The following is a 10,666-nucleotide window of genomic DNA, read 5'->3' as shown; positions in this document are numbered from 1 at the left end:
GCCCGGCCGTCGGTGAGCACCACGACGAGCGCGCGCCGGGCCCGGTCGCGGGCCTTCTCCCGGACCACCACATCGCGGGCGGTCAGCAGTCCCTTGGCGAGCGGAGTGCGGCCGCCGGTGTCGAAGCGGGCCAGCCGCCTGCTCGCGATGTACACCGACGACGTCGGCGGCAGCAGCACCTGTGCGGCGTCGCCGCGGAACGTGATCACCGCCACCTTGTCCCGCCGCTGGTAGGCGTCGCGCAGCAGTGACAGCGTGGCGCCGCCGACCGCCGCCATCCGGTCGCGGGCCGCCATCGACCCCGACGCGTCCACCACGAAGATCACCAGGTTGCCCTCGCGGCCCACCCTGACCGCGCGCCGCACGTCGTCGGGCCCCGGCCGCGGACGTCCCGCCGTGCGTTGCGAATTGGCGGCGGCCAGCAGGGTGCCGAAGATGTGCACACCGTGTCCCACGCCGGGGTCGGCGGTGGCCGACACGACGGTGCCGGTCCGGTTCCTTGCCCTCGAACGCCGGCCGGGCGCGCCCTCCCCCACCCCGGGCACGGTCAGCGCCCTGGTGCGGAACACCCCCGAGGGCGCCGCATTGGAGCGGGTCGGCGACGGCGAACCCTGTTGCTTGCCGGGCGCTTCCGCGGCACCGCCCGACGATGCCCCGCCACCCGGCGGATCGGGTTCGGGATCGTCGGGCCCGGAATCCGCATCGGCGCTCTGCGCACCGGCCTCCTCCATCGCCTCGTCGAGGCGCTGCGGATCCAGACCGGGGTCGTCGAACGGGTCGCGGCGGCGACGGTGCGGCAGCGCCAGTTCGGCGGCCACCCGGATGTCCTCCTCGGCGACGGTGATCGCGTCGTCGGTTCCGGTCTCGGCGGCCCGCCAGGCGGCATGGGCGACGGCAGTGCGCGCCACCACCAGGTCGGCGCGCATGCCGTCGACGTCGAACGCCGCACACAGCGCGGCGATACGGCGTAACTCGCTGTCGGGCAGCACTACCCGGCCGACCAGGGCGCGGGCGCCGGCGATGCGGCGGGCCAGTGCGGCGTCGGCTTCGGCGTAGTCGGCGGAGAAGCCTGCCGGATCGGCCTCGTAGGCCAGCCGGGCGCGGATCACGTCGGCGCGGACGTCGACGTCGCGGGAGGCCGCCACGTCGACGGTGAGCCCGAAACGGTCCAGCAGCTGCGGCCGCAGCTCCCCCTCCTCGGGGTTCATCGTCCCGATCAGGACGAACCGGGCGTCGTGCGAATGCGAGATGCCGTCGCGCTCGACGTGCACCCGGCCCATCGCCGCGGCGTCGAGCAGCACGTCGACCAGGTGATCGTGCAGCAGGTTGACCTCGTCGACGTACAGCACGCCGCCGTGCGCGCGGGCCAGCAGACCCGGCGAGAACGCATGCTCGCCGTCGCGGAGCACCTTCTGCAGGTCCAGCGAGCCGACCACCCGGTCCTCGGTGGCCCCGATGGGCAGCTCGACGAGCCGCGCGTCGGCGTCGACGGCCGTGAGCACCCGGGCCAGGGCGCGCACCGCCGTCGACTTGGCGGTGCCCTTCTCCCCGCGGATCAGCACCCCGCCGATCTCCGGGCGCACCGCGCACAGCAGCAACGCCAGGCGCAGCCGGTCGTGTCCGACGAGTGCGCTGAAGGGGTAGCCGGGTTCGGCGCTCACTGCGCCGCCCCCGACGCGGCCCGCAGCATCGGCACGTGCGGGATCCCGTCGTCGAGGAATTCGTCGCCGTCGCGGACGAAGCCGTGGCCGCGGTACATCTCCTCGAGATAGGTCTGCGCGTCGATGCGGCAGGGGTGATCACCGACGTCGGCGAGGGCGGCCTGCATCAGCCGGTGGGTGTGGCCGTGGCCGCGCGCCTCGCGCTTGGTGCACACCCGGCCGATGCGGAAGCCCTTCTGCCCGCCGGGATGCTCCTCCATCAACCGCAGTGTCGAGATGACTTCTCCGTCAACACCTTCGAGCCAGAAGTGCCGGGTCTCGGCGAGCAGGTCGCGGCCGTCGAGCTCCGGGTAGGGGCATGCCTGTTCGACGACGAAGACCTCGACCCGCAACTTGAGCAGCTCGTAGAGCGTTGTCGCATCGAGGTCCTTCGCCCAGCTGCGCCGCAGCGCGACAGTCATCCGCCGACCACGTCAGGCAGTGGCCGCGGTGGGTGAATGCTCGGTGCCTGCAGTGTTTTCGTGGTCGACGGTGGCAGGCATCCCGCTTGCCGGCCGGTCCAGCTTGAGGACCTTGGTGCCGTGCGCCCACACCTCGTCGAACAGCTTCGGCTCGTTGGACAACTCGACGCCCAGCGACGGCACGATCTCCTTGAGCCTGGGCAGCCAGGTCTGGTAGCGGTCGCCGAAGCAGCGTTCCATCACGTCGAACATCGCGGGCACGGCCGTCGACGCACCGGGTGACGCGCCGAGCAGGCCGGCGATGCTGCCGTCTGCCGCCGCGAGCACGGTGGTGCCGAACTCCAGCACGCCGCCGCGGCCCTTGCGGCGGACCACCTGCACGCGCTGGCCTGCGATGTCCAGCTCCCAGTCGGAATCCTGTGCGCTGGGCGCGAATTCACGCAGCACGTCGACGCGGTCGGCCTCGCTGAGCCGCAGCTGGCCGATCAGGTACTTGACCAGGCCCAGCTCGGTCACGCCGACGCCGAGCATGGATGCCAGGTTGTTCGGCCGCACCGAGAACGGCAGATCGGTGACCTTGCCCTGCTTGAGGAACTTCGGCGACCAGCCGGCGAACGGACCGAACAGCAGGTACGACTTGCCGTTGATCACCCGGGTGTCCAGGTGCGGCACGGACATCGGCGGCGCGCCCAGCGGCGGCTGGCCGTAGACCTTGGCCTGGTGGCCTGCGGTCAGGCGCTGATTGCCACTGCGCAGCCACTGGCCACCCACCGGGAACCCGCCGAAACCCTTGGCCTCTGCGATGCCGGCGCGCTGCAGCAGCGGGAGCGCGCCGCCGCCCGCACCGACGAAGACGAACTTGGCGTTGAGCTTGCGCTTGGCGCCGGTGCGCCGGTTGACCACCTTGAGGGTCCAGCTGCCGTCGGACTGCTTGTCCAGGTCGCGGACCTCGTGGCCGAAGTAGGTGGTCATGCCCTGCTTGGCGGCGAAGCCGATGAGCTGGCGCGACAGCGAACCGAAGTCCACGTCGGTGCCGTCCTGGGTCCAGTTCAGCGCCACCGGGTCGGAGAAGTCGCGCTGCTCGGACATCAGCGGCAGCCGGCGGGTGAACTCGTCGCGGTCGTCGATGAACTCCATCGTGGCGAACAGCGGGTTGGTGACCAGCGCGTCGTACCGCTTGCGCAGGTACTGCACGTTCTTGGCGCCGCTGACGAAGCTGACGTGCGGTATCGGGTTGAGGAAGCTGCGCACGTCGGGAAGCACGCCGTTCTCCACGGCGTAGGACCAGAACTGGCGCGACACCTGGAACTGCTCGTTGACGTGCACGGCCTTGGCGATGTCGATGGTGCCGTCGGGCAGTTCGGGGGTGTAGTTCAGTTCGCACAGCGCCGAGTGGCCGGTGCCCGCGTTGTTCCACGGGTCGCTGCTCTCCGCGGCGGCGCCGTCGAGCCGCTCGATCAGCGTGATCGACCAGTCGGGCTCCACCAGCCGGATCAGGGCGGCCAGCGTCGCGCTCATGATCCCCGCGCCCACCAGCACGACGTCGGTCTGGGTGGCTGCCTCTGACTTCGACACTCGGCCCTCACATGCTCACACGGTCCGTTCGAGACGGTTCAGCTCCCAGGTTATCCCGACACCGTTGCCCCAAACCGGCCCAGGGCTGTGCAACTCCTCACCCCCGTGCCGGTGCGCGGGCTCTAAGGTGGCTGTCGTGACCGGCTGGGAGCCCGACGTTCTGCCCGGCTACTGGCAGCACACCGTGGAGCTGGGCGCCGACCCCGACGGGGAGGGCGAACTCTTCGCGACCGTGGTGCGTCGCGGCGACGCCCGCCCGGCCGCGCACGCGGTGCTGCTGGTGCACGGGTTCACCGACTACTTCTTCCACACCGAGCTGGCCGACCGGCTGGCTGCCCGCGGCTTCGCGTTCTACGCGCTCGACCTGCACAAATGCGGGCGCTCGTGGCAGCCGGGGCAGACTCCGCACTTCACCACCGACCTGAGCCGGTACGACGCCGAACTGGAGCGGGCGTGCGAGATCGTCGCGGCCGAGACCGGCGGCGCCGACGTCCTGGTGATGGCGCACTCGGCGGGCGGGCTGATCGTCCCGCTGTGGCTGGACCGGCTGCGGCGACGTGACCGCACCGCGCAGTGCCATGTCACCGGTCTGGTGCTCAACAGCCCGTGGCTGGATCTGCAGGGCCCGGCGATCCTGCGGTTCGCCGGCACCTCGGCGGCGATGTCAGCGGTGTCGCGGCTGCGCAAGCGGCAGGTGGTGCGCACCCCGGTGCCCGAGGGCGGCTACGGCGCCTCACTGCACCGCGACTACGCCGGCGAATTCGACTACAACCTGGACTGGAAACCGGTCGGCGGGTTCCCCGTCACCGTCGGCTGGCTCGCCGCCATCCGGCGCGGGCACGCCCGGTTGCACCGCGGACTGGACGTCGGCGTGCCCAATCTGATCCTTCGGTCCGACCACAGCGTGCGCGAGGTGCGCGACCCGGCGGGCCTCGACGCCATCCAGCGCGGTGACGCGGTGCTCGACGTCCGGCAGATCGCGAGGTGGGCGGGCTGCATCGGGAACCGCACGACAGTGGTGCCGGTGGCCGACGCCAAGCACGACGTGTTCCTCTCCCTGGCCGGGCCACGGGCGGTGGCCTACCGTGAACTGGACCGCTGGCTGGATGGGTACCTGACGGACACACGTTCCGACACGCCGTCGGCACGATCCCGACAGGAGTGATGGGTATGGCGGACTTCGACATCGCGATCATCGGCACCGGATCGGGCAACTCCGTCCTCGATGACCGCTACCTCGGCAAGCGGGTTGCCATCGCGGAGAAGGGGCTGTTCGGCGGCACGTGCCTCAACGTCGGCTGCATCCCGACCAAGATGTTCGTCTACGCCGCGGGTGTCGCCCAGCAGATCCACGACTCGGCCCGCTTCGGCGTCGACGCCCACGTCGACGCGGTGCGCTGGACCGACATCGTCTCGCGGGTGTTCGGCCGCATCGACCCGCTCGCCAGCGGCGGGGAGCAGTACCGCCGGTCGTCGCCCGACGTGGAGGTGTTCGCCAGCCACGCCCGGTTCGCCCCGGCGGGTTCCGGTGCCGACGGCTACCGGCTGCGCACCGACGACGGCGACGAGTTCACCGCCGACCAGGTGGTGCTGGCCGCGGGTTCGCGGGCGACGGTGCCGCCGGCCATCCTGGACTGCGGCGTGGCCTATCACACCAGCGACAGCATCATGCGCATCTCGGAGCTGCCGGAGCACATCGTCATCGTCGGCGGCGGTTTCGTGGCCGCCGAGTTCGCGCACGTCTTCTCGTCGCTGGGTTCCCGGGTGACGATCGTGCTGCGCGGCACGACGATGCTCACCCACTGCGACGACACCATCTGCGAACGGTTCACCGACATCGCGGGCAAGAAGTGGGAGATCCGCAGCCGCCGCAACATCGTCAGTGGCAAGTCCGACGACTCCGGGGTCACGCTGCACCTCGACGACGGCTCGAATCTGCACGCCGACACCCTGCTCGTCGCCACCGGCCGCATCCCCAACGGCGATCAGCTCGACGCCCACCACGCCGGCGTCAAGGTCGAGGACGGGCTGGTGGTCGTCGACGACTTCCAGCGCACCACGGCGCGAAACGTCTACGCGCTGGGCGACATCAGCTCGCCGTATCAGCTCAAGCACGTCGCCAACCACGAGGCGCGGGTGGTCAAGCACAACCTGCTGCAGGACTGGGACGACACCGACAACCTGATGCCCGCCAACCACCGCAACGTGCCGTCGGCGGTGTTCACCGAGCCGCAGATCGCGTCGGTCGGGCTGACCGAAAACGAGGCCCGCGCAGCGGGATACCGCATCCGGTCGAAGGTGCAGGACTACGGCGACGTCGCCTACGGCTGGGCGATGGAGGACTCGACCGGCTTCGCCAAGCTGATCGTCGACGACGACACCGGGTTGCTGCTCGGCGCGCACATCATGGGACACCAGGCGTCGTCGATCATCCAGCCGCTCATCCAGGCGATGGCTTTCGACCTGCCCGCTCAGGACATGGCCCGCGGCCAGTACTGGATCCACCCGGCGCTGCCGGAGGTCGTCGAGAACGCCCTGCTGGCGCTGTGCGGCGAGCCACCGTGGCCACCGCCCCGCCGGCACTGATTCACGGCGAGCGCACCATTGGGCACTGCGGCGAGCCACCGTGGCCACCGCCCCGCCGGCACTGATTCACGCCGCGCAGCAGTCGCGGGGCAGATAGCCGCGGGCAGCGGCCACCTCGACCAGCAGCCGGCGCAGATGCCTGCGGCCGCGGTGCAGCCGCGACATCACGGTGCCGAGCGGGATGTCGAGGATTGTCGCGATCTCCTTGTAGCGCAAGCCTTCGACGTCGGCGTAGTAGACCACCATCCGCTGGTCCTCCCGCAGCGCCTGCAGCGCCGCGCGGACGTCCTCGTCGCCCATCGCCTCCAGCGCCGCGAGTTCGGCCGAGGGCAGGCCCCGTGACGAATGTTGCGCTCCCGCAGCGAGTTGCGCGTCGGTGAAGTCATCGGAGAGCACCTCGTCGGGCCTGCGCTGCGCGGCACGGTAGGAGCTGATCCAGGTGTTGGTCAGGATGCGCAGCAGCCAGGCCCGCAGGTTGGTGCCGTCGGCGTAGGAGCCGAACCCGGCGTAGGCCTTCGCCATGGTCTCCTGGACCAGGTCCTCGGCGTCGGCGGTGTTGTGGGTGTAGCGCCGCGCGGCCCTGAAGAGCTGGTCCAGCAAGGGCAGTGCGTCCCGCTCGAAGCGGGCCCTGCGCTGGTCGTGATCCTCTGTCGCGGTTGCCACGCCGACAGCCTGGCATCTCAAGTGGACTTGAGGTCAAGCGATTTTCAGCGCGCCGGAACCACGAAGCCCCATGGCAGTTCCAACCGGTGGGCGGCCAGCAGGGCGGTGTCGGCGAGCACCGAGCCGATCGGCCCGTCGGCGACGACGACTCCGCCGTCCATCACCACCGCCCGCTCGCACAGCTGCGCGGCGTACGGCAGGTCGTGGGTCACGACGAGCATCGTGGAGTCGAGTGTCAGCAGGGTCTCGGCGAGTTCGCGGCGCGCCACCGGGTCGAGGTTGGCCGACGGTTCGTCGAGCACCAGGATCTCGGGCCGGCAGGCCAGCACGGTGGCCAGTGCCGCGCGCCTGCGCTGTCCGGCCGACAGGTGCGACGGGTTGCGATCGGCGAGTCCGGTCGCCGAGACCGCCGCCAGCGCCTCGCGCACGCGGCTGTCCAGCTCGTCGCCGCGCACCCCGAAGTTGGCAGGCCCGAACGCCACGTCCTGCGCGACCGTCGGCATGAACAGTTGGTCGTCGGGGTCCTGGAACACCAGACCCACCCGGCGCCGGATGTCGCGTACGGTCTTGCGGCCGACGGTGACACCACCGATCGCGACCGAACCGGCCGTCGCCGTCAGCACGCCGTTGAGGTGCAGCATCAACGTGGTCTTGCCGGCCCCGTTCGGCCCGAGCACCGCCACCCGTTCACCGGCGGTGACGGTCAGGTCGAGCCCGTTGAGTGCGGCCCGGCCGTCGGGATAGGTGTGGTGCAGTCCCTCGATCCGCACCGCCGCAGGCACATTCATGCGGACACCCAGGCCGCCGCGCAGACCGCAACGGCCGTCATGGCCGGCGCCATCGCGGCGGCCCACAGTGCAGGCCTGGCGCGGGCAGGAGCGCCGACGGCGGCGAGATCGGGTGCCGCGCCGTCGAATCCGCGTGACAGCATGGCGACGTACACGCGTTCCCCTCGTTCGAAAGACCTCAGGAACAGGGTGCCGATCCCGCGAGCGACGGCGCCGGCCTGATGCAGCGCCCGCGGCGAGTCGCCGCGCGAGATTCGCGCCATCCGCATGCGTCCCGCCTCCGCGGTGAGCAGATCGACGTAGCGGATCATCAGCACCAGCACGGACGTCAGCACGGCGGGTACCCTCAGCCGGCTCAGCGCGGCGGGCAGCGCGGTGGCCTGCGTGGTGGCGGCGAACGTCAACGCGGCCGCCACCCCGAGCGTGCCCTTGACGACGATGCCCCACGCCGCATAGAGGCCGGTGACCGAGAGGTCCAGCCCGGCGACGGTGACCCTCGCACCGCCGTCGGTGAACGGCAGCAGCGCCGCGAGGACGACGAAGGGCGCCTCGATGAGCATGCGCGGCAGCACCCAGCGCGCCGGGATGCGGGCGACCGACCAGCACGCCACCACGACGGCGGCATACGCCGCGTACGGCCAGAACATCTCCCTGGGGGTTGCGACGACCGCGAGGACGAACACGACCAGGCAGACGATCTTGACCTCGGCAGGCGTCCGGTGCACGACCGTGTCGCCGTGGCGGTAGAGCGGGTGTGCGCCTGCGCCCATGGGCTAGCGCTTGCTTCTGGCGATGCCCCAGAAGGCCACGCCCGCCACGGCGAGTGTGACCAGCGCGCCGACGATTCCGGCGATGCCACCGGTCGCGGCGTGCCCGCTGATCGCGTAGTCGGCCAGTGGCGACGACGCCAGTGGATGCTCGCTGGCGTGCTGCGCGATGCAGGCTCCGCTGAGTTCCTCGCCCGCAGCGGTCTCCACCACCGCGCAGCCCTGCAGCGTCGCCGAGTCGAGACCGTCTGGGCTGCCGCTGGCGAGGTAGGACAGCCCGCCTGCGATCACCAGCACGGCGGCGGCGAAGGCGAACCAGAACACAGACCGTCGCGTCATGCCGGCACCCCGGCGCGCGTCGAGCGGCGCAGCAGATGCACCAGGTCGGGCCGGGCGCCTGCGACGGCCACCACGGTGAGGGCGGTGATGAGTCCTTCACCGATGCCGATCAGCACGTGGGTGACGAACATGTAGCCGGCGACCGTGGACAGCGACGCCCCGCCCGCACCGCCGAGCGCGAACTCGACGACGAATCCCATTGCCGCGCAGACCGTCCCGACGAGTGCGGCGACGAAGGAGATGCCGCCCAGCGTCCTGGTGGACACCTCGCCGCGGCGCCGGGCCAGCGTGAGCCCCAGCACCGCCGTGCCGTAGCCGGCCAACACACCGACCACCGCCATGTTGGTGATGTTCGTGCCCAGCGCGCTCACCCCGCCGTCGGCGAACAGCAGCGACTGCACCACAAGCACGATCGCGATGCACAGCGCCCCGGTGTACGGGCCGACGAGGATCGCGGCCAGCGCGCCGCCGAGCAGATGCCCGCTGACACCGGGCAGGATCGGGAAGTTCACCATCTGCACCGCGAAGATGAACGCGGCGACCAGTCCGGCCAGCGGCACGGCGCGCTCGTCGAGTTCGGCGCGGGCCCTGACGGTGCAGAATCCGACTGCCGCAACGGCGATCACGGCGAAGATCAGTGACACCGGCGCACTGACGATGCCGTCGCTCATGTGCATGGCGACGACGCTGGTGGCGGCCATCCGATGAGCCTATGACCGCACCCGACATATGTCCAGATGAACAGATGGACAGATGAACCGAGGTCAGCGCTTCGTCGCCGTCACGACCAGATACTCGGCCTCCCAGACCGCACGGTCACCGTCGCCCCGGTCGGCCTCGACGAGGAATCGAAGGAAGTCCCGGTCCAGCGCCTCGACCCGGTCCGGCGCGGCGGCGTTGTGCGCATAGGTCGCGATCGTCGGCCCGTAGTTGCGCTTCCAGTACTCCCGGAACTGTGCGGGCGTCGTGCAGTGGTCGAGCACCACCGTCCGGCGCTCGAACGCCCACCCGGTCACGCGGTCGCCGAACAGGCCACGGAGGTGGGCCTCGTCGCCCCACATCGGCGGCGATCCGGCACCGGGAGGCGGTGGCGGGGCGTAGGGCTTCATGGTGGCGAACAACTGCCCGACGAAGCCCGATGGCGTCCAGTTGACCATGCCGATGGTGCCGCCGGGCCGGAGCACCCGGATCAACTCACCGGCGGTGACATCGTGATGCGGCGCGAACATCGCACCGACACAGGACATCACGGTGTCGAAGGCGTCGTCGGCGAACGGCAGCGCCTCGGCGTCGGCCTCCACCCATTCCAGCTGGACTCCGCGCGTGTCGGCGATCCGCCTGCCGGCGTCGAACAGTTCCGGCGCCAGGTCGCAGGCGGTCACGATCGCTCCGGCAGCCGCCGCGGGGATGGCGGCATTGCCGGATCCGGCCGCCACGTCGAGCACCCGGTCGCCAGGCCGCACCCCGCACGCCCGCACCAGTGCCGGGCCAAGGGACGGGATCAGCTCCGCGGCGACGGCCGGGTAGTCACCCGACGCCCACAGCGCGCGGTGCTTCGCCTTGAGCGCCCGGTCGGCCTCGTCGACCGTCGTGTGTTCAGTGGTCATCAGTCCTCCAGGTCTCGGTGGTCATGTGGTCTCGGTGGTCGTGGTCGTCTCCAGGATCGGCGGCGACGGTTCGGCGGACCTTCGGCGTTCGTTGAATGCGCAGCTCAGGGGGCGAGAAGGCGTCGCAGGGCCGCCCGGGCGATCGCCATGGCCTCGGGGCCGGACAGGATCGCGGGATCCTCGGCGAACCGGTCGTCGCCGGGCCGCGCACGGCGCAGC

Annotated in this window: 11 protein-coding genes; 2 read left to right on the top strand and 9 right to left on the bottom strand. The window is 71.0% G+C overall.

Annotated elements, in window-relative coordinates; genetic code table 11:
- The 3 genes from Q2100_RS26240 to mqo form a co-directional block, all read right to left on the bottom strand.
- Positions 1-1,661 (bottom strand): VWA domain-containing protein (locus Q2100_RS26240; RefSeq protein ID WP_302916427.1); only part of this gene is annotated, 1,661 nt, incomplete at its 3' end.
- Entirely contained in the window at positions 1,658-2,122 is a 465-nt protein-coding gene (locus tag Q2100_RS26235) for a GNAT family N-acetyltransferase (protein ID WP_302916426.1), read from the bottom strand. The genes Q2100_RS26240 and Q2100_RS26235, both read right to left, overlap by 4 nt.
- A gap of 12 nt (positions 2,123-2,134) precedes the next feature.
- A complete protein-coding gene (gene mqo / locus Q2100_RS26230; RefSeq protein WP_407667698.1) occupies positions 2,135-3,640 on the bottom strand; it encodes a malate dehydrogenase (quinone) in 1,506 nt (501 codons plus the stop codon).
- A gap of 193 nt (positions 3,641-3,833) precedes the next feature.
- Between mqo and Q2100_RS26225 the strand changes: the two genes are divergently transcribed.
- Positions 3,834-4,862, top strand: a complete 1,029-nt coding sequence (locus Q2100_RS26225; protein WP_302916424.1) for an alpha/beta hydrolase — start codon at positions 3,834-3,836, stop codon at positions 4,860-4,862.
- 5 nt (positions 4,863-4,867) lie between these two features.
- On the top strand, positions 4,868-6,283 hold the full coding sequence (mtr, locus tag Q2100_RS26220; RefSeq protein WP_302916423.1) for a mycothione reductase: 1,416 nt from the start codon (positions 4,868-4,870) through the stop codon (positions 6,281-6,283).
- A 66-nt stretch (positions 6,284-6,349) separates the two neighbouring features.
- Here mtr and Q2100_RS26215 read toward each other — a convergent pair whose 3' ends face one another.
- The 6 genes from Q2100_RS26215 to Q2100_RS26190 form a co-directional block, all read right to left on the bottom strand.
- Entirely contained in the window at positions 6,350-6,946 is a 597-nt protein-coding gene (locus Q2100_RS26215; protein ID WP_302916422.1) for a sigma-70 family RNA polymerase sigma factor, read from the bottom strand.
- Positions 6,947-6,990: 44 nt separating this feature from the next.
- Positions 6,991-7,734 carry an energy-coupling factor ABC transporter ATP-binding protein gene (locus Q2100_RS26210; RefSeq protein WP_302916421.1) on the bottom strand — a complete coding sequence of 248 codons (744 nt, stop codon included), beginning with the start codon at positions 7,732-7,734 and terminating at the stop codon, positions 6,991-6,993.
- Entirely contained in the window at positions 7,731-8,504 is a 774-nt protein-coding gene (gene cbiQ, locus Q2100_RS26205) for a cobalt ECF transporter T component CbiQ (RefSeq protein WP_302916420.1), read from the bottom strand. Before cbiQ ends, Q2100_RS26210 begins: the two co-directional genes overlap by 4 nt.
- Before the next feature lie 3 nt (positions 8,505-8,507).
- Positions 8,508-8,840 carry a PDGLE domain-containing protein gene (locus tag Q2100_RS26200; protein ID WP_302916419.1) on the bottom strand — a complete coding sequence of 111 codons (333 nt, stop codon included), beginning with the start codon at positions 8,838-8,840 and terminating at the stop codon, positions 8,508-8,510.
- A complete protein-coding gene (locus Q2100_RS26195; protein ID WP_407667697.1) occupies positions 8,837-9,517 on the bottom strand; it encodes an energy-coupling factor ABC transporter permease in 681 nt (226 codons plus the stop codon). Before Q2100_RS26195 ends, Q2100_RS26200 begins: the two co-directional genes overlap by 4 nt.
- A gap of 87 nt (positions 9,518-9,604) precedes the next feature.
- Positions 9,605-10,447: a class I SAM-dependent methyltransferase gene (locus tag Q2100_RS26190; RefSeq protein WP_302916417.1), complete on the bottom strand. Its 843-nt coding sequence runs from the start codon at positions 10,445-10,447 to the stop codon at positions 9,605-9,607.
- Between the last annotated feature and the right edge of the window lie 219 nt (positions 10,448-10,666).

Origin of the sequence: Mycolicibacterium arseniciresistens, from assembly GCF_030519285.1 — a bacterium.
Taxonomy (GTDB): domain Bacteria; phylum Actinomycetota; class Actinomycetes; order Mycobacteriales; family Mycobacteriaceae; genus Mycobacterium; species Mycobacterium arseniciresistens.
This window is presented reverse-complemented; position numbering and strand designations above follow the sequence as displayed.